Origin of the sequence: Sphaerospermopsis reniformis (assembly GCF_005402885.1) — a bacterium.
Lineage (GTDB): Bacteria > Cyanobacteriota > Cyanobacteriia > Cyanobacteriales > Nostocaceae > Sphaerospermopsis > Sphaerospermopsis kisseleviana.
Genome location: NZ_BJCE01000099.1, coordinates 1 through 19,278, shown reverse-complemented (window position 1 = coordinate 19,278; position 19,278 = coordinate 1). Strand labels below are relative to the sequence as shown.

Sequence of the window (19,278 nt, the reverse complement as noted above, 5' to 3'; positions counted from 1 at the left end):
TTGAAATCCCAAAAAATGCACACTTTTTCCGGTATACCCTTCAAAACCCTTGCACTAATTTCTGTGTTTATCAGCCTCTAACCTTTGATATATCAAGGTTTTAGGTTTATTCAGCAAACCCTAACTATGGACTTTTTTTTGATTTAAAGTTAAAATACACTAATTTGATAGAAATAGTGTATTTATGAAAAATTTATCCGTAACCAGTCAAAACTTTGATCCCACTTTAGAAGAGAAAAAAGAAACCACCTCCCACCAACCAAGCAGCAATATTTGGAAGAAATTAAGAGGAGGGTTTTTTGTTGTTTTCGGATATTTGCTTTCTCCATTATGCTGGTGGAATGATTTATTATTCAATCTACCGATAGCGTACTTTTTTGGTTATGTGTGCAGTTTTTTGTCAGAAAATTTACTTTTACCTTGCACAATTATTGGTTACTGGTTATCAAATATTATTGGTATTCTCATGATGCAATTTGGAGCCGGTGATATTTTTCAAAAACAACCCCAGGAGCGTAATCTTAAAAAAGAGATATTCAATACTTTGATTTCTTCAACTGCATATACCTTATTAATTGTGTTTTTACTTCAGTTGAAAATTATTGATATTCCTCTAGAAATTTTCAACAATTCATAAACAATAAAATCCCCAATTTTAACCAAGAGGGGATTTAAAATCAAGATTCATGATTAAAAAAATAACTATAAGCATTCAGCTATCAGCTAACAGAAATCAGCTTTTTAAGGGTTAGACTAAAAATCACATATTGATAATCTACTGATTTATCCAATATTCTGACTCCTGACTCCTGACTCCTGAATTCTTACAAATAACTTAATTTTCACTTGCTGTAATTAACTGTTGAATATCGCCAATTTTAAAATCTTCTTTACCCACAATTAACGGTAATTTACCATTCCACTTTTCTAATGCTTGTCTTTGTAATAATTCTGGAGTCAAAATATTTTTTAATAAACTCAAAGATTCAGCTTCACCCTTGGCTAAATTTACCTTAGCTTCCGCTTCCTTAGCTGCTTTAATCGCTAAAAATTCCGCCCGTTTTGCTTCCTGTGCAGCAACTTGTTTTGCTTCTACAGCTTCTATAAACTGATCAGAAAAGTTGATATTAACTAAAGATACATCGTCAACTATAATATAATAATTATCTAATCTTTGTCTTAAAAAATTATCTAATTTATTTTTCACATCTTCACGTCTAGTAATGATTTCTTCTGCTGTATATTGAGCGACTATAGCTTTTACAACTTCTGCAATTGCTGGATCAATAATCATATCTATAATGTTTTTTTCATCGCCAATTTGTTGAAATACTAGATTTGTTTTTATGGGTTGAATATGCCAATTTAGCACTACTTGAGTAAAAATATTTTGTAAATCTTTAGATATAGACTCAGTAGATATAGATTGTTTTTGGATTCTAATACTTAATTTTTTAACTGTATTCACTACAGGAATAATTAAGTGTATTCCTTCGCCTAATACTGGATCTTGCACGTTTCCAAACTTCATTAATACACCACGCTCACCAGCATTAACTATAACAAAAGGAGTAACTAAAATAGTAATTAAACATATTAAAGCCGTGAGTTTACCTGCTTTTTTGAAAGTATGATATTTTTTCATCTCGGTCGCATTCTTTGATCATGTTGATACAATATTCTGTAATTATGTCTATCGTGCAAAATTATATCATGACTTTAGTAACTATACACTAAATATACAAAAATACTGTAGTTAATAGTATATAGATTCCCGACTTCTTAAAGAAGTGGGGTATTCGGGTATTACAGCAAATTTCAATTTGAGTTACTGATCATTATAGTCAATTTGTATTTACCAGTGTTTCCAACTATGAGAATACTGAAAAATGTATTCACTAATACTGCATTTAAAGAGAGTTTATGAAATACTAACATAAAATTTTCTTAAATACCACTTGCATAATTTCTGATTGTTTTAATTCTAACTACCTGCTTCTATATGAACCAAGACCCTTATTTTCTCTCAGAAATATCTGATTTTCTTTATCCACGTAGTGCATATTATGGACAGTTTGAACCAGAATATTTATTATTTAATGCTCATCTTCAAGATTTTTCTCAAAGGGTGAACTACATTTGTGGTCTACAAACTGGTGGTAAACTTTCCCCAGAGGATGCTTATAAACAAATTCAGATTCTTTGGAAAAACTTAAAAATGACTAAGAAAAAATTGTTAATTTCCTAGTAATACCATTTCTGTAGAAGAATGTGCCAAATTTCTGAATATCTTGCTTCCTTCTTTGTGTACTTGGTCTTCTTTGTAGTTATTTGATTCTTGAATTTGGTACACATGATTGGTATAAATATCTGATTATATCCCCGAATGACCCAAAAATTCGGGGATTTATCTACTGATTTTTTACCTATTACATATTAGTAGGCACTGAGCAAACTGTAAATAAGACTCGTTAACACTAAAGAAGTAATGACTACATAAATAAATTGTCGCAGGAATAAAAAAGTCAAAAAAGAAATAAGGACTCGTAAAACTGGAACAGCAATTAATATTAGAAGTCCTAGTTGAATAATTGCCCGCCGACTACCTGATAAAATTGCTGTGAATACGCCAATAGGTGAGCATAATTCAGGAGATGTACCACGAAATATATGATATTGAGCAGGTTCTGAACCGTGATTGATTAAATGTAATATTCCTCCTATAAATACTATAGAACTGGCAATCAAAACACCATATCTAAGTAAATTACTGAGCAGATTTTCTAATAATTGCTCACCCGGCAATTTTTCTATTTTATGATTATTTGCAATTACACCCTGATAATTGAGATGATTGACATGATGAAAATGTTGTTTTTCTAGTTGTTGAATATCTGAATCTGGTTCTTCAGATATTAAAGCTAGAGTCATTACTTCAGTTTCTTGTTGTATTGATGAAGTCCAACGAAAACCCGAATTTAATCTATACATAATTATAACCCCCCTATAAGACTGTTGTACACCATTTTGATAGCCATTACGACTAGCACAAGGCTAAAAATTATTCTCAATGTTTGGGTTTTAGCACCAATTAAAATTCTTGCTCCTAAAAAAGCGCCTGGTAAAACTCCCAACATTACTGGCATGGATAAACCAGGATCTATATATCCACGACTTAAATAAACACCGGCAGAAGCTGCTGCTGTAACACCGATCATAAAATTGCTGGTGGTGGTGGAAACTTTAAAAGGTAGACGCATGGCTTGATCCATTGCTAATACCTTAAATGCTCCCGAACCAATTCCTAATAAACCAGAAAGCACACCGGCAATTAACATAATGCTAAATCCAGCAGGTAAGGCATTTATTTGATAAGGTATCACACCGTTAGGTGTGGGATAAGTGCCATTGAGTTGGAGATATTCCGCAATGGGATCTGGTTCGGCAATTTCTTGATTTTCTGCTTTTGGGCGTTGGGATAAATATGCTGAATAAATTAAAACAACTGCCAAAATAATTGTTAAGAATTTCACGGAAACAAAGGCAGCTAATAAAGCTCCAATCATTGCACCAATGGTAGTGGCAACTTCCAAAAACATTCCTAAGCGCAGGTTAGCAAATCCTTGTTTAATGTATGTAGATGCTGAACCTAATGATGTGGCAATTACTGAGACTAAAGATGCACCAACAGCATAACGAATATCAACACCAAAAACTGAAGTTAATAAAGGAACTATAACGACTCCGCCTCCTAAACCTGTTAATGATCCTACTAACCCAGCACTAAATGATCCCAGCCAAACTAATAAAGAAAATGTGAGTATAGTCAAAATTTTTTCCTCTTGGTGTATTAGTTATTATTGATGATTAATCATTCATTTGTCATTAGTTGTTAGCATTTTTTATTAATTGTTGAGCTACCAATATTTAACAGTCAGTAATAGGTAAAAATTAAAGATAAATTTCAGTTTGTAAATGTTTATTATGGAGTTATACAAACTTTAAATTTGATGCTTAACCTAAGTACTGATAAATAAAGGCTGATTTTGTTTTTTACGCTGTTATCTGTTAAGTACATTCATTAGACTTAAACTATGACTGTCAATGAAGACAAAAGTACCTAATCCAATCAAAACATAGGGCATGAAACGATGACCATATTGGGTGAACAGATGGGCGATCGCCTGGTTATGAGTTAATTTATATGCCACATAACACAATAATCCCACGGACAAAAAGAACACACCCAAAATTAATAAAAGACTCTGCCAATTACTACTAGCAAATATCGGTACATAAATACTAATGTTGTCTGTACCATTAGCGAAAGTAATAGCAGCTACGCTGTAAGTTTGCACATTAAAAAATTTAGCTAACAATGATTCATGAGATGTTTCTGTATTTGTATCTACATCTTCTGATTCTTCATCTTCGGAATTTAGTAAAGTTTTGATGCCGATGATGATTGGTATTAAACCAAATAAACCAATCCAAGGACGAGGTAAAATTAAACCGCCAAAGAAACCAGGTAAACTCACCAAAACTAAAGCTGTAAAACCTGCATATTGACCTAAAATTATATGCCATTTACGGAATTTCACATTTACTTGTGAAAAAAACAAAGTTAAGATGACTAAATCATCAATATTGGTGGCACTAAAAGCGGCCGCCCCTGTACTAATTGCTGTGATTACACCACTCATAGGAATTTGAGATTTGAGATTTGAGATTTGAGATTTGAGATTTGAGATTTGAGATTTGGGAAATTACCACCTGTTAATAGTTATTTCTTTCCGCAAAACTCGCATGAATTTCATCAACTCGTTGCTGCATTCCTGCTACTAAATGGGGGGAGCGTTGTTTTTTAATTAAAAACCAACTACAACTAGTAACAAGATAGATTAAAAACAAGTAAGGAAAAAGATTATAAGGAGCTTCTGGAACAGGAAAAAGATTACTACCAGGAATACCCACACTTCCTAAAATGGGAATCATCATAAAACCCACCGCCAACATAGAAAATACTATATCTATGAGACGGAGTTTATTAATTTTGTGTAGATAGACTGGAGCAGCAACAGAAATCAAAATATAAACAGTTAAAAAACCATAACTACAAATAGCACCCAAATATCCCATACACTCAAAGAGTTTGATGTGGAAAAAAGACATGATCGCCGGAACTAAAAATGTCAAAAATGAACACATTGTAACAGCAACATGAGGAGTTCTATTTTCTGTGTGGGCATGACCTAAAGACGCATGAAATAAACCATGACGTGCCATTAAAAAAGCTACTCTAGCAGCAGGGTTAATACTTCCTAAAATGCAAGCAAAGAAACTAAATAATGCTCCTAAACCTACTAATTCTCCTAAAAAACCAACTCCTACTTGTTGAGAAAGAAAACCTAAAGGTTCTTCTGTTTGAGTAATAGATATCCCAGTACCACTAAAACCCAAAACTTCTATGTAAGTAGTAGAAACAAAAAATAAACCTGCAAGGATAACACTACCCATCACTGCTTTAGGTATTGTACGTAATGGTTTTTTGGCTTCATCTCCTAAGCTAGTGGCACTTTCAAAACCAGAGAACCCAAACATAACTAAAACTAATCCAGTGGCTATATTACCGGGATTCACACCAGATAAAGTTAATTGAGACATATCTACAGCAAAACCTTTGTGCGCCCAAATAATCAGGCACAAAATGATAATTAAAACTAAAGAAACTACTTCTAACCACAGCATAGTTAGTGCTGAAAGTTGAATATCTTTATAAGCTGCATACCAAGAAATTCCCGCCCCAATAGCTAATAGTGTAATACTCGAAGGATGAATACCTAAATGGCTAATAAAAATCCCAAAAAAGTTAGCAAAACCACAAAGAACTGACATTCCTGTAAATAAATAAGCCAGTACCAAACTCCAACCACAAATTACACCTGCGGTTGCTCCTAAACCTTTGGTAATGTATGAGTATAAAGAACCAGGAGAAGCGGAACGACTGGCGAATTGGTTGATATTAATGCTCACTAATAATAATCCCATCAAACCAATCACAAAACTTAGCCAAGTACCATTTCCTGAGAGTGCCACAATCAAACCAATGTTAGATGCAGGTACAGTTGTTGGTGCAATAACCGCAAAAGATTGAGCTAAAACTTCTGAGAAAGAAAGGCAATTTGGCTTTAAGCCGTGAAAACTTGTAGGTGATTTAATTTCTGTGTTCATCTTCAGGATTCTCTATTGTGAAATGACGCATACATAGATGGACAATAGGGAGATTTTGATTTTTGTCTGAGTAATACCTAATGGCAAGTAATAAAAATTTACAAAAGTGTAAAGTTTTTCTTTTTTTGTGCATATTTACCAGCCAATTCCACAGAAATAAATCCCTGATCTGTATTGGATTATGGCTAATTTTTAGTTATACCTTCTAGGCTATTCAGACCTGTGATTTATGTGTACAAAATTCCCTTAAAGAATCTGTAGCTGCTGTTTATAGATTAACCCCATATCTATTCCTAGCAACTACTATTAGGATTTGTGTTTTCTTTGACAAATCAAATATTACATGATGCTTTGATATTATGCAAGTGGTTTATCTATTTTTTTCTGATATTTTTTGTAAAATTATTTTCTGTTGATAAATACTCAAAAGAGCATCGGATTTGGTGGGAATTAAATTTGTATAAAAAATTCTTTTCCAAGATTTAATAAAAGTATGTAAAAATACACTACTTAATCATGAGTTATTTAGGGTGTTATATAGGTAAAAGCCTATAAAATTATAGATTTTTGAGATTTTTTAATATGCAAATTCAAGTTAATACTGGGTATTCTAATTGGCTAAATGATATTCTTGCCCATTTGAATTAATTATGATAATTTAAACTAGCGAACAGTTCAGTAAGTAGAAACATGATGGTTTTTTCATTTCTACTTTGGGTCAAATGGATAATCTAAATATTCTCAAATCAGGAATTACTACCATGAAAAGTCTCAAGTATATATTGATGATTGCGTTATGCTGTATCAGTTTATTATTTTCTGAATCTGCGTTAGCAGATCCGCCCAGATATAAGAAAAATCCTGATTACATAGCCCTGACTCAACAATTGAACCAGTTAGCAAACGCAAAAGCTACACAAACTTTACCCCAAGGCTATACACCAAAACAATTAGAGCAGAAAATCAGTGATTTAAAATTACAAAAATTAGCCTTTGAATCAGGGATTGATTGGGGGCAATGTATTAATAAAACAGGTAAAACAATAGCTATTTATGGACCAGAACCAAATTTAGAAGAAGATGATTATTCCCAAGGATCAGCTTTATATTTTTTAGGTGATAATCAGACAACCAAAAATAAATGGAATTGTCAAGGAGTTTATATACCTTCAGATGTTAAAGCTGTAGCTGTTGGTTTAGATGGAGAAAACCAAGAATTAACAGGTGATTCAATTGTTAAAGTTACTAATGGCACTAAGTTAGTTTTGACAACTAACCCAGATACAGGTGTTATTGAGTTTAGCCAAGCAGGAACACAAATTCTCAAACCTGGTGAAATTAACTGGTTTATTCCTAATGTTTCTCAGGCAATTGTAAATGCAAGAGTGATTAATGCACCTGCTCAAAAATCTTAATTTTTTACTGGTTAGTAGTTATTAGTCATTTCATTAAGCATTTCATTAAGTATTCAGCTATCAGTAATCAGCTATTATTCATGATTTTCTTCTTTGCTGATGGCTGAATACTGACGGCTGAAGACTTATGGTTTAATAATTATGGTTTAATAATTATGGTTTAATAATTAAATTCATACCAATAGCCCAAGCTAAAGCAAGCATCCAACCTGCAAGTATATCACTAGGAAAATGAACTCCTAAATATAGTCTTGTCCAAGCAATAATTAAGAGGTAAAAACTACCAATAATTAAAACTAACCACCGCCAAGGATGATCCCAAGTTAAAATTACTAAAATTGCTACTAATGTCATACTTGTCATGGCATGACCACTAGGAAAAGCATAATCCAATTCTGGTGCTTTTGATATCCATAAATTAGGGCGTGTTCGCTGTATAATTTCTTTAGCTGTGTGATTAATAATTAAATTTCCTATAGCAGTAGTGATCAGATAATTAAAAGTTCTCCATCTGCGGTTACGTAATAAAATTATGGCGATCGCACTCAACACAGGAAATGCAGTCCAAAATGATCCCCACTTAGTTAACACTACTGCGATCGCATCTAGTTGAGGATTAGCTGTACTATGAATAGCCATCAAAATCGGCACATCCCAAGAAAAGCTATCTTTATTCTGCGAAATTTTCACCGCCATAATTTCCACAACTTGCAAAGGTAAATACACACCTATCAACATCAGCAACAAAGAACGCCAATTAGAAAACAGCAGGTTTTTGATCACCATAACCTTTGATGTGTGTTCCTCTTTCATCATTTTCATTTTATTCATAAGTTAAGAAATTAGCTATTAGTAATTAGCTATTAGTAATTCAATACTTTTCGGTTAACCCTAAAACAACGACATAACGTAGGTTGGTTTGAGGAAAGAAACCCAACATTTACAAGGGTTTGTTGGATTTCCACACGGTAAACCCAACCTACAAAAATCCTTAATCGAACAGTATTGCCTCAAAATCAATATTATTACACTGCCAAAAGCGCAAATTACACAAAAGTAAAAGATTTATAAGAAATTTTTTATAGTAGCTGCGTTTATTTTTTATTTGATGCAAATATTTCTATTTAAGTAACTTATTATTAGCGTTTAATTAGGATTTATTATTATTTAACTAGCAATAAAATCCCCCATAGCTGTAGTTTGTATTTCCTCAACTATTGATCATTTTTTCTCTATTCGTCAGCAAATAATCACCACAAAATCAACAAAAAATTATTTCATTTTCAGACCTTGACAATATACTTTTCCCAGGTGTACTATTAAAATACGGTAAGTCAATCAAGATTGCGGTGATTAATCCAAGTGAAGACAATCAGGTTAAGAAAATAACAACCTAAATTTTCACCAGAGGGAAAACTCATCCTTGAGGAGTTATTACAGATCACAGCTAAAACCCACTACAAAACAGGAACATGGACTACTTACTACTACCCGTTTTCAGCTTTTTCATCGGTATTATTGTCGGTTTAACAGGAATAGGAGGCGCATCTTTAATCACTCCAATGTTGATTTTTATTTTTCAAGTACCGCCTTCTATTGCTATCAGTTCTGATGTTGTAGCAGCCACATTAATGAAAGTAGTAGGTGGAGTCAAACACTGGCAACAAAAAACCCTAGATATAGAAATAGTTAAATGGCTGGCAATAGGTAGCGTTTCAGGTTCATTGTTAGGTGTAGCGGTTTTACATCAACTCAGAAACAGTAACCTCAACATAGATAATCTTTTGCTGCGGTTATTGGGAGTAATGATTTTAATTGTTACATTCACAGCATTAATCCAAATGTTGTTAGTGAAGTTTTTCCCCAAAGTCAATTTACCCGAATTACCAACATTAAATGTTAAAACTAATCAAGGGCGGTTTTTAACATTGTTAATTGGCGCACTTTTAGGTTTTTCTGTGGGTATGACTAGCGTTTCTTCCGGTTCTATGTTTGCCTTAGTTTTGATGGTTTTCTTTCGTCTTGATGCCCGTAAATTAGTAGGTACAGATATTACTCAAGCCGCAATTTTATTAATATTCACATCTTTAGGACATCTCACATTAGGAACAGTTAATTGGGGTTTAGTGATACCAATTTGGATCGGTTCAGTTCCCGGTGTAATTATTGGTGCTAAACTTTGTGAAATGACACCTCAACGCCCTTTGAAATTGATTATATACAGCATTTTAATGATGGTAAGTTGGAAGTTAGTTTTACCAGCATAAGTAGGGGTTAACCAAAATCACATTTCTCCATCTTAATAGAGATTTAGTGGAATAAAAAATATCTGTAAACCTGAAAATGCTTTTCCAATATTTTATTTTCAAATATCTTATAACAATGATTTGATCATTTCTAAAGTACCACGTTCATACATAATAAATAATCCCAAACCAATTAACACAAATGGAACTAAAGCCTTACCATAACGAGTTAGAATATCACCAATAGCAGCTTGACGACTTAATAAATAGGCAATACCACACCACACCCCTACCATAGATAAGAAAACAATCAGAATAATTCCTAAACTACCAAAACTCTGACCAGCAAATAAGGGAATGTAAATACTAATATTATCACCACCATTAGCCAGCGTTACAGCCGCAACTTTATAAGTATTAGGGTGAAGAATACTTAATAAAAAAGCAAATATGGGATTGGGATGTGATGACTCTAATAAATCACTATTTACTGTTTGTACTTCTGTATTTTCTTCTTCTCGATTCAATAAATATTTAATGCCAATTACTATTGGTAATAATCCTAATAATCCAATAAATTCTCGCTGAATCACTAAGCCACCAAAAAAACCTGGTAAACTAAGAATAATAATAGCTAAAAAACCAAGGTATTGACCGATAAAAATATGTCTACGGCGAAAATTACTATCTATTTGTGAAAATAAAAGTAGTAAAATAATAATATCGTCTATATTAGTGGCTGCAAAAGCGATAATACCTTGAGTAAAAGCAGTAATTAAACTATTCATGATGTTTGAAGATTAATGATGTAGAATGAATGATTTATTGATATCTATAATCACAGGAGTTGTAACTTTTATTGCTACTAATATTGATGATCTTGTGATTTTGTTGGTTTTTTTTGCCCAAGCTGATGATAATTTACAACCTTGGCAAATTGTTTTAGGTCAATATTTGGGTTTTACGATTCTTGTCATTCTCAGTTTACCTGGTTTATTGAGTGGTTTAATTATACCTACAAACTGGATTAGTTTATTAGGTTTGATTCCTTTGTCTATGGGTATTAGTAGTTTAGTTAATCAAGAACAAGATACCAATTTATCGGCTGAAATTAATACCGAAATTACACCATTTGCATCATCAAGTCAAAGTAATTTGTTAAGTTCTCAAATTTATACCATTACTCTAATTACTATTGCTAATGGCAGTGATAATATTACTGTTTATATACCTTTATTTTCTACCAATAAACTAGATAGCTTTTTAGTGATTATAGTTGTCTTTTTCCTCCTATTGTCAGTTTGGTGTTACGCAGCTTATAAGTTAACCCACCAGAAGCAAATAGCAAATTTTTTAACTAATTATGGTAGTTATTTTGTACCTTTTGTACTGATGGGTTTGGGTGTTGTAATCATCTATCAAAATCAGGCATTAAGTCCGATCAAACTCCTTGGTATTTGTCTGTGTTTGTTAGTTTTGATGAAAAAGAATTAATTGATTGATTAATTGATTAATTGATTAATTGCTTTTCCCATATTTATTAGCTGATGACTCACACTAAATGTAATACATGGGATCATTTTGAGTGCGAGTTTCTTTTTCTTGACATAAGTCTTGGAGTGTGTGACTACGCAACACTTCACTAGAAGCGGTGTTAGCTTTTTCCCAAATTTCACGCACTAGAGTCCTTTCTATAGTTGGATTTTCAGAATTTTCTTTCTCTTTCCGTTCTCCTTCTACCAAGGTGACTATTTCTAGTAAGGTTATTTGCCAAGGTTCACGCACTAAAAGAAAACCACCTTTTGAACCGCGCTGACTCTGCACCACACCCGCACGTCGCAGTTGAGTGAGAATTTGTTCTAAGTAACGCTCTGGGATGGGTTGCTTGGCTGCAATTTCACTTATAGTTAGAGTAACTTTTTGATCATGGTGGCTGGCTAGTTCTAGCAGTGCTAAGAGTGCGTATTCCACCTTGGCGGAAAGTTCCAGGAGACGGTAGCTTTGACTATTCACGTCTGTATTTAAAATACTACTGTACATTGATAGATTTAAGAGCCTTTTTACGAAAGAAGTCTACTTTAAAGTGTTAAATGTGATAGCTTCTCACTTGTTTTACTAAAATATCATAAATCTATCGGATTACCGTAGTTATTTAATATAATTCCCATAGTTGCTCTATATTGACCAGAAATCAACACATTTGTAGGGTGCGCCCGATGTCAAAATTGCTTGATTTACTTGATTTGTGCGGTCTGACTTACCCTAGAAGATATTTTTGGCGTGACTTTCTGATCCGAAATCATATATACTACGGTTAGAACATCGGAAAATAGTAATATAATATACTTATGCCTTTAAATACAATTATTTTCAGGTTATCTACTGATAACGATCGCCAAAAGTTTCATTTTTCCAGGCGATCGCTCATACCCAGTAAAAAAAATGCCCTCTGGCAAATAGAAAGCGGCTTTGTCATGACTTATACCTACTTAGAAGACGGTACAACAGTAGCTTTAGGTTTATGGGGACCTGGGGATATAGTGGGTGAAATGCTGTCAAAAATCAAACCCTATTGCATAGAATGTTTAACTAATGTAGAAGCGAATATTTTAGCAGCAGATAACTTGCAGCAATTTACAGATGCTTTACTTCAGCACATCCATCAAGCAGAAGAATTAATGTTAATACGTAGCCATAAAAAAGTAGAAACTATGCTAATTCAACTTCTAGCATGGTTATCTAAAAAATTTGGCTCACAGGTAGAAACAGGGAGATTAATTAATATGCGACTGACACATGAAGACTTAGCCGCCCTTGTTTGTTCTACCCGTGTTACTATCACTAGATTATTAGGACAATTAGAAGATGCAGGAGTAATTGATCGAATGTCTTTGAATCGGATTATTGTCAAAAAAGAAAATATTTGGTATTACGAGATTTAAGTATAAGCATTCATCCGTCAGCCAGAAATAAGAAGCTCATCAATAATAGGTTTTAAATTGGTTTCATTAAGACTGGTGTTATTTGACAACACAGGAGCATCCTTATTATTAACCCAGTCTTTCTCTAAAGAATAACTGGATAATTAATATTGTCTGAATATTGTCAGAATCAAGATATCCAGGATTTGAGGATTTACAGGATAAGTAACTAGAAAGCTGGTAAAATATATTAAATTTTTGATCCTGATTTGATATAATATCTATGATTGGTAGTAAAATGATATAGATATTAATTAGTTAACTATAGTTCCTAACTCTAGTTGCTAATTATCTAGTTAATCCTAATCATGGTTAATTACTGACAAATATCTGTTTTCATCCTGTAAATCCTCTAATCCTGGAAATCCTGATTCTGACAATATTGAAAAATACCTGTTTTATCCTATCACCCCATATTGACAATGACAGCCATAACCATTAACCTAAACCCTATTGTCAGATTTACCGATGATCAATTTTATCAACTCTGTCGGAAAAATCCTGATGTAAAATTTGAACGCAACGCTAAAGGAGAACTATTAATCATGTCACCCACAGGAGGGGAAACTGGAAGAATTAATTCAGAAATTAATGCTGATTTTGGTGTTTGGAATCGTCAAACTAAACTAGGCGTGTGTTTTGATTCTTCCACCTGTTTTAAACTTCCTAATGGTGCAAATCGTTCTCCAGATGTTGCATGGATTAAAAAAGAAAGATGGGATAGTTTAACCACAGAAGAAAAAACTAAGTTCCCTCCCATTGCCCCTGATTTTGTTTTAGAATTAATGTCACCTACAGATAGCTTGCAAGAAACACAAAAGAAGATGCAAGAATATATGGAAAATGGTGTAAAATTAAGTTGGTTGATTAATCCAAAAACACGCCAAGTAGAAATTTATCGTTTAGGTAAACCAGTCGAAATATTAACCGCACCATTAGAATTATCAGGGGAAGATATTTTACCAGGATTTATTTTAAACATGGCAATAGTTTGGTAAATGAAATTTTAGAGAAAAATACAATATGATGACAAATTTAGAAATAGACGAAAACTTAATCAAAGAAGCACTTGAACTGAGTGGTTATATTGATCAAAGTGCTGTAATTGCAGAAGCTTTAAAACAATTTATACAACGACGAAAACAACAGGAAATTATAGAACTATTTGGTACAATTGAATATGAAGATGATTATGACTATAAACAACATCGTAAAATTTATAATTGTCAACAATAGTTGTGCTTCATCAATAGAAATATTTGCAGGTAATTCCAGCCTAAGCTCATTCATAACTTCTACCTGATAATCATTTTGTGAATCATATCTTGAACTTTAGCATACACAGCCAAATATCCTAAAAATTATAATAAAATTAATTATAAAATTAAAACAAAACACAAATCCAAACACAACGACAACTAAATGCGTATCTCTTTCAATTGGTTACGGGAACTCGTAGAAATTAACCAAACTCCAGAAGAACTAGCCCACACCTTGACAATGGCAGGGTTTGAGGTTGAAGATATAGAAGATCGGCGCACTTGGGCGGATGGCGTTGTGATCGGTAAAGTGCTGCAACGGGAACAGCACCCCAACGCGGATAAACTAAGTGTCTGTACAGTAGATGTAGGTGCAGAGGAAACATTAAACATCGTTTGTGGTGCGTCCAATGTCCGCGCAGATATTTATGTACCAGTTGCAACCAAAGGTACTTACTTACCCAACATCGACTTAAAAATTAAACCCACAAAACTTAGAGGTGTACCCTCAAACGGGATGATCTGTTCTTTAAAAGAACTGGGTTTACCTACCGATGTAGACGGGATTCATATTTTCACAGAAGAAAATCTCACTTTAGGTAGTGATGTACGTCCTTTTTTGGGTTTAGATGATGTCATTTTAGATGTCACCGCAACCGCTAACCGTGCAGATGCTTTATCTATGGTGGGTATTGCGCGGGAAGTTGCAGCTTTAACCGGTGGAAAATTATCTATTCCCCAACCACCAGCAGTTACAATTAATAATAATGCTGGAAATTTAAGCTTGAAGATTTCCGAAAATAAAGCTTGTCCTGCATACATTGGAACTGTTGTAGAAAATATCAAAATTGCCCCTTCTCCTGAGTGGTTAAAACAAAAATTACTTGCTGCGGGAGTCCGTCCCATTAATAATGTGGTAGATATCACCAATTATGTGTTATTAGAATGGGGACAACCGTTACACGCTTTTGATCAACAGCGTTTAAAATCTGTAGCTGGTGGTGAAAATTTAACCATTGGTGTGCGCTTTGCTGAAAGTGGGGAAACTCTCAAAACTTTAGATGGACAAACTCGCAATTTATCTACTCATAATTTGTTAATTACTGCTAATAATCAAGCTGTAGCTTTAGCAGGAGTCATGGGTGGTGAAGAAACAGAAGTTTATGAAGGAACAACCAGTTTAGTTTTAGAAGCTGCGTTATTTGACTCTGTTGCTATTCGTCGTTCTTCTCGCAGTGTGGGTTTAAGAAGTGAAGCTTCGGGAAGATATGAAAGGGGTGTAAATCGTGCCGAATTAGAAACAGCTTGCAACCGCGCTTTATCCCTAATTCAAGAACTAGCAAATGGTGTGATTACTCAACAGGAAATAGTTGATAATCGTCCTGATGCTTCCACCTGGTCCCATTCTATTGTTTTACGGTTAGATAGAATTAATGAAGTGCTAGGTCCCATTGATTTGGGATTAGAAACCGGAGAATTGGAAGCAGCAGATGTAGAAAGAATCTTGACTGCTTTAGGATGTGAATTAACTGATAACAATGACCGCACTTGGACAGTAAAAGTACCACCCTATCGTTATCGTGATTTAGAACGGGAAATTGATTTAATTGAAGAAATCGCCCGTCTTTATGGTTATGATAATTTCGTTGATACTTTACCAGAAAAAACCGAACCTGGTTATTTACCTTTAGATCAGGAATTACTGCGGAAAATTCGCGCTTATTTGCGGGGTGAAGGTTTAACAGAATTAATGCACTATTCTTTGGTGAAACCAGGGGAAGATAAACAAATTGTTTTGAGTAACCCTTTATTTGCCGAGTATTCAGCTTTGCGGACTGATTTAATTTCTGGATTGATTGATGCTTTTCAATACAATTTAGAACAAGGAAATGGAGCGTTAAATGGTTTTGAAATCGGTCGCATTTTCTGGCAAGAAGAAGAAGGGTTAGATGAAGCGGAAATGTTAGCTGGTATCATGGGTGGTGATACTAGCATTGGTAAATGGTCTCGTGGTGGAAGAGAACAACCCATGACTTGGTTTGAAGCGAAAGGTATTTTAGAAAATGTCTTTCAACAATTTGGTTTAGAGGTAGAATTTCAACCAGAAAATAGAGATTCGCGTTTACATCCAGGACGCACTGCTTCTTTATGGTTGGGTGGTAATAGACTGGGAACTTTTGGACAAGTTCACCCCCAACTGAGAAGGGATAAGGGTTTACCAGATGAGGTTTATGTGTTCCAAATTAGTTTGGATACTTTGTTAAATGCACTGGATAATGATGATTTACTAATTCCCAAGTTTAAATCCTATTCTACCTATCCCCCAAGTGATAGAGATTTGGCATTTTTTGCACCTGTGAAAGTCACAGTTTCCGAACTGGAAAAAGTGATTAACAAAGCTGGGAAAGGGTTGTTAGAATCGGTGGAAGTCTTTGATGAATACCGTGGTGAAAATGTTCCTGCTGGTCAAAGAAGTTTAGCTTTTCGTTTAGTTTATCGTGCTGGCGATCGCACTCTCACTGATAATGAAGTTGAACCTGTACATAATAAAGTGCGGGAAGCTTTAGTAGAAAAATTCGGTGTGAGTTTGAGAAGTTAATTTATCAAAGTCCGCTGATAACTGCACCTTGGGCATACATAGGGAATAGAGTGACTGGTGACTGGTGATTGGTGACTGGTGATTGGGGACTGGGGACTGGGGACTGGGGACTGGGGACTGGTGATTGGTGATTGGTGATTGGTGACTGGGGACTGGGGACTGGGTAAAAACTAAATTCTTACTATATATTCCCAATTCCCAATTCCCAATTCCCAATTCCCAATTCCCAATTCCCAATTCCCGATTCCCAATTCCCAATTTCCAATTCCCTGTTCCCTGTTCCCTGTTCCCTGTCCCCTGTCTCCACGACAAGACTTTCTCAGCAACCCCTACTTAATAGAAAATTGCATTTCTAAAAAACTATCAGTTTCCTAGACAAAACTCATGAAATTCTGTCTGGAAAATGGCTCTAAAAATCTTGACTTTATCAGATATAAGTTCACAATATAAGCAAGGGAATTTAAAATTTTAACTCAGTTCTATTCAAACCAGTATTTCAGGAGGTGATCCAAAAATGGGCATAAAAATTTATGACCTCTACCCTAATCATGATGCACAGTTTATTCAGGAAGCAACTCCTGGGGAAATGATCAATATCAAAGGTGGTTTTGGTAGAAGAAGAAGGAGAGATCCAAGCACAACATTAGAAAGTAGTGATATTTCCGCGCTCATGGAAGACATCAATACTAATCTCGATAGATGGAGAATGGACATTGACACCACACTTGAGGACTTGAGACAGTCAATCAATTTTTAACAGATTGGCTGGGTAATTTAACCATAGTTTCCATATTCGTGTGTTTTCTGTTTAGAAATAGATAACGCACGATTTTTTATGCAATTTTCAAAATCATCACACAAGATAGGATAATTGATTTTTGTTTATCTATACTGGACTTACTCAATCAAGATTGGACTAAAAACCTAATTCTTGGTAGGGGTAATTCATGAATTACCCTGACTTTCATTCTTTTTTGTGTAAGTCCTGATATAGCTGTAAACAGAGTATTTAGGACATCTCCTGTAGAGTTTTAGCATTGCTAAACCCCTACTATATCTGTGAAATCTTATGGTTTACTTACAGCAGTTCCAATCTGAATGTTGACTTGAAAAGTCATGTAACTCAAAAATTAATCAGCTATAAAAAAGACATAAATTCATGATTAATGTCTGATCAACCCAGTTCAAACCCTTGATTTTCCAAATTTTCTTCAATAAAAATAGGAGTATCGGTTGAGCAAAGAAAAACTTAACCGCTCCCACAAATTCTCATCATTGTTCTAATCACTGAGAACAAGTCTTTTAGGAGGAAATTATGGCTAGTATCAAACTCTCTGAATTGCCAGCAACTGGTTCTGAATTATTCCAAGATTCCGAAAGCTTTCTTAACGAAATGAGTGATGCTAATTCCATTTATGGTGGTGGATATAGCGGCATTAGTGATATGTCCACACTCACAAAATTAGCTGAAGCTTTTGTGAATACCTATGGTATTGGACATATTGCTTACTTAGCTAAATCCTACAGCGAAAAATGGTACTAATTACAGTTTCGTTGTACACCGATTGAACTTTCTGAGAACAAGTCTTTGAGGAGGAAATTATGGCTAGTATCAAACTCTCTGAATTGCAAGTAGCTGGTTCTGAATTATTCCAAGATTCCGAAAGTTTTCTCAACGAAATGAGCGATGCTAATTCTGTTTATGGTGGTGGTAACGATTATGTGAGCGATATGTCTACACTCACAAAATTAGCGGAAGCCTTTGTGAATACCTATGGTATTGGACATATCGGTTACTTAGCTAAGTCCTACAGCGACAAGGGCTACTGGTAATTTTGTAGTTCCCCATAGTGCAATTTTTAATCACTGAGAACAAGTCTTTGAGGAGGAAATTATGGCTAGTATTAAACTCTCTGAATTGCAAGTAGCTGGTTCTGAATTATTCCAAGATTCCGAAAGCTTTCTTAACGAAATGAGTGATGTCAATTCCATTTCTGTTTATGGTGGATACTCTGATAGCGATGTTAGTGATATATCCACACTCACAAAATTAGCTGAAGCTTTTGTGAATACCTATGGTATTGGACATATTGGTTACTTAGCTAAGTCCTACAGCGAAAAATGGTACTAATTACAGTTTCGTTGTACACCGATTGAACTTTCTGAGAACAAGTCTTTGAGGAGGAAATTATGGCTAGTATCAAACTCTCTGAATTGCAAGTAGCTGGTTCTGAATTATTCCAAGATTCCGAAAGTTTTCTCAACGAAATGAGCGATGCTAATTCTGTTTATGGTGGTGGTAACGATTATGTGAGCGATATGTCTACACTCACAAAATTAGCGGAAGCCTTTGTGAATACCTATGGTATTGGACATATCGGTTACTTAGCTAAGTCCTACAGCGACAAGGGCTACTGGTAATTTTGTAGTTCCCCATAGTGCAATTTTTAATCACTGAGAACAAGTCTTTGAGGAGGAAATTATGGCTAGTATTAAACTCTCTGAATTGCAAGTAGCTGGTTCTGAATTATTCCAAGATTCCGAAAG

At 34.4% G+C, this 19,278-nt stretch carries 23 protein-coding genes; 14 read left to right on the top strand and 9 right to left on the bottom strand.

Annotation, left to right across the window (positions count from 1 at the left end; all coding sequences use genetic code 11):
* Positions 1-184: 184 nt before the first annotated feature.
* Complete coding sequence (locus FFR48_RS14880; RefSeq protein ID WP_137667899.1) at positions 185-637, top strand: DUF7980 family protein; 453 nt, start codon at positions 185-187, stop codon at positions 635-637.
* A 198-nt stretch (positions 638-835) separates the two neighbouring features.
* Here the strand turns inward: FFR48_RS14880 and FFR48_RS14875 are convergent, their stop codons facing one another.
* A complete protein-coding gene (locus FFR48_RS14875; protein WP_137667898.1) occupies positions 836-1,645 on the bottom strand; it encodes a prohibitin family protein in 810 nt (269 codons plus the stop codon).
* 357 nt (positions 1,646-2,002) lie between these two features.
* Between FFR48_RS14875 and FFR48_RS14870 the strand changes: the two genes are divergently transcribed.
* Positions 2,003-2,248: a DUF7219 family protein gene (locus tag FFR48_RS14870; protein WP_137667897.1), complete on the top strand. Its 246-nt coding sequence runs from the start codon at positions 2,003-2,005 to the stop codon at positions 2,246-2,248.
* Between the two features lie 188 nt (positions 2,249-2,436).
* On the opposite strand, the gene FFR48_RS14865 is transcribed toward FFR48_RS14870, so the two are convergent.
* The 4 genes from FFR48_RS14865 to FFR48_RS14850 form a co-directional block, all read right to left on the bottom strand.
* The gene (locus FFR48_RS14865; RefSeq protein ID WP_137667896.1) at positions 2,437-2,991 is read right to left on the bottom strand and encodes a DUF1634 domain-containing protein; all 555 of its coding nucleotides are present in this window, start codon (positions 2,989-2,991) and stop codon (positions 2,437-2,439) included.
* Between the two features lie 2 nt (positions 2,992-2,993).
* Entirely contained in the window at positions 2,994-3,830 is an 837-nt protein-coding gene (locus tag FFR48_RS14860) for a sulfite exporter TauE/SafE family protein (protein ID WP_096570011.1), read from the bottom strand.
* Positions 3,831-4,061: 231 nt separating this feature from the next.
* Positions 4,062-4,703 (bottom strand): cadmium resistance transporter, encoded by a 642-nt coding sequence (locus tag FFR48_RS14855; protein WP_096570009.1) that lies wholly within the window; start codon positions 4,701-4,703, stop codon positions 4,062-4,064.
* Positions 4,704-4,776: 73 nt separating this feature from the next.
* The gene (locus FFR48_RS14850; protein ID WP_137667895.1) at positions 4,777-6,231 is read right to left on the bottom strand and encodes an APC family permease; all 1,455 of its coding nucleotides are present in this window, start codon (positions 6,229-6,231) and stop codon (positions 4,777-4,779) included.
* Positions 6,232-6,953: 722 nt separating this feature from the next.
* Here FFR48_RS14850 and FFR48_RS14845 point away from each other — a divergent pair.
* Complete coding sequence (locus FFR48_RS14845) at positions 6,954-7,646, top strand: hypothetical protein (RefSeq protein ID WP_236104074.1); 693 nt, start codon at positions 6,954-6,956, stop codon at positions 7,644-7,646.
* Positions 7,647-7,799: 153 nt separating this feature from the next.
* Here FFR48_RS14845 and FFR48_RS14840 read toward each other — a convergent pair whose 3' ends face one another.
* On the bottom strand, positions 7,800-8,477 hold the full coding sequence (locus FFR48_RS14840) for a phosphatase PAP2 family protein (RefSeq protein WP_137667894.1): 678 nt from the start codon (positions 8,475-8,477) through the stop codon (positions 7,800-7,802).
* 641 nt (positions 8,478-9,118) lie between these two features.
* On the opposite strand from FFR48_RS14840, the gene FFR48_RS14835 reads away from it, so the two are divergent.
* On the top strand, positions 9,119-9,913 hold the full coding sequence (locus FFR48_RS14835; RefSeq protein WP_096570001.1) for a sulfite exporter TauE/SafE family protein: 795 nt from the start codon (positions 9,119-9,121) through the stop codon (positions 9,911-9,913).
* Between the two features lie 107 nt (positions 9,914-10,020).
* Here the strand turns inward: FFR48_RS14835 and FFR48_RS14830 are convergent, their stop codons facing one another.
* The gene (locus FFR48_RS14830; protein ID WP_137667893.1) at positions 10,021-10,680 is read right to left on the bottom strand and encodes a cadmium resistance transporter; all 660 of its coding nucleotides are present in this window, start codon (positions 10,678-10,680) and stop codon (positions 10,021-10,023) included.
* Positions 10,681-10,705: 25 nt separating this feature from the next.
* On the opposite strand from FFR48_RS14830, the gene FFR48_RS14825 reads away from it, so the two are divergent.
* Positions 10,706-11,386 carry a cadmium resistance transporter gene (locus tag FFR48_RS14825; RefSeq protein WP_096569997.1) on the top strand — a complete coding sequence of 227 codons (681 nt, stop codon included), beginning with the start codon at positions 10,706-10,708 and terminating at the stop codon, positions 11,384-11,386.
* Positions 11,387-11,449: 63 nt separating this feature from the next.
* Here the strand turns inward: FFR48_RS14825 and FFR48_RS14820 are convergent, their stop codons facing one another.
* On the bottom strand, positions 11,450-11,932 hold the full coding sequence (locus FFR48_RS14820) for an RrF2 family transcriptional regulator (RefSeq protein ID WP_096569995.1): 483 nt from the start codon (positions 11,930-11,932) through the stop codon (positions 11,450-11,452).
* 308 nt (positions 11,933-12,240) lie between these two features.
* Between FFR48_RS14820 and FFR48_RS14815 the strand changes: the two genes are divergently transcribed.
* From FFR48_RS14815 to pheT, 4 genes are all read left to right on the top strand, one after another.
* Positions 12,241-12,834 (top strand): Crp/Fnr family transcriptional regulator, encoded by a 594-nt coding sequence (locus FFR48_RS14815; RefSeq protein ID WP_137667892.1) that lies wholly within the window; start codon positions 12,241-12,243, stop codon positions 12,832-12,834.
* A gap of 461 nt (positions 12,835-13,295) precedes the next feature.
* Positions 13,296-13,871 (top strand): Uma2 family endonuclease, encoded by a 576-nt coding sequence (locus FFR48_RS14810; protein ID WP_137667891.1) that lies wholly within the window; start codon positions 13,296-13,298, stop codon positions 13,869-13,871.
* Between the two features lie 25 nt (positions 13,872-13,896).
* On the top strand, positions 13,897-14,109 hold the full coding sequence (locus FFR48_RS14805) for a type II toxin-antitoxin system VapB family antitoxin (protein WP_137667890.1): 213 nt from the start codon (positions 13,897-13,899) through the stop codon (positions 14,107-14,109).
* A gap of 186 nt (positions 14,110-14,295) precedes the next feature.
* Positions 14,296-16,731 (top strand): phenylalanine--tRNA ligase subunit beta, encoded by a 2,436-nt coding sequence (gene pheT / locus FFR48_RS14800; protein ID WP_137667889.1) that lies wholly within the window; start codon positions 14,296-14,298, stop codon positions 16,729-16,731.
* Here pheT and FFR48_RS14795 read toward each other — a convergent pair.
* Positions 16,696-16,989 (bottom strand): hypothetical protein, encoded by a 294-nt coding sequence (locus FFR48_RS14795; RefSeq protein ID WP_162501888.1) that lies wholly within the window; start codon positions 16,987-16,989, stop codon positions 16,696-16,698. The genes pheT and FFR48_RS14795 overlap by 36 nt on opposite strands.
* Positions 16,990-17,245: 256 nt before the next feature.
* Between FFR48_RS14795 and FFR48_RS14790 the strand changes: the two genes are divergently transcribed.
* From FFR48_RS14790 to FFR48_RS14770, 5 genes are all read left to right on the top strand, one after another.
* Positions 17,246-17,488 (top strand): hypothetical protein, encoded by a 243-nt coding sequence (locus tag FFR48_RS14790; protein WP_137667887.1) that lies wholly within the window; start codon positions 17,246-17,248, stop codon positions 17,486-17,488.
* A 558-nt stretch (positions 17,489-18,046) separates the two neighbouring features.
* The gene (locus FFR48_RS14785; RefSeq protein WP_137667886.1) at positions 18,047-18,274 is read left to right on the top strand and encodes a hypothetical protein; all 228 of its coding nucleotides are present in this window, start codon (positions 18,047-18,049) and stop codon (positions 18,272-18,274) included.
* A gap of 59 nt (positions 18,275-18,333) precedes the next feature.
* Positions 18,334-18,564, top strand: coding sequence for a hypothetical protein (locus FFR48_RS14780; protein ID WP_096569975.1), 231 nt, complete (start codon positions 18,334-18,336; stop codon positions 18,562-18,564).
* 61 nt (positions 18,565-18,625) lie between these two features.
* Positions 18,626-18,862 (top strand): hypothetical protein, encoded by a 237-nt coding sequence (locus tag FFR48_RS14775; protein ID WP_137667885.1) that lies wholly within the window; start codon positions 18,626-18,628, stop codon positions 18,860-18,862.
* 59 nt (positions 18,863-18,921) lie between these two features.
* Entirely contained in the window at positions 18,922-19,152 is a 231-nt protein-coding gene (locus tag FFR48_RS14770; RefSeq protein ID WP_096569975.1) for a hypothetical protein, read from the top strand.
* Positions 19,153-19,278 lie beyond the last annotated feature (126 nt).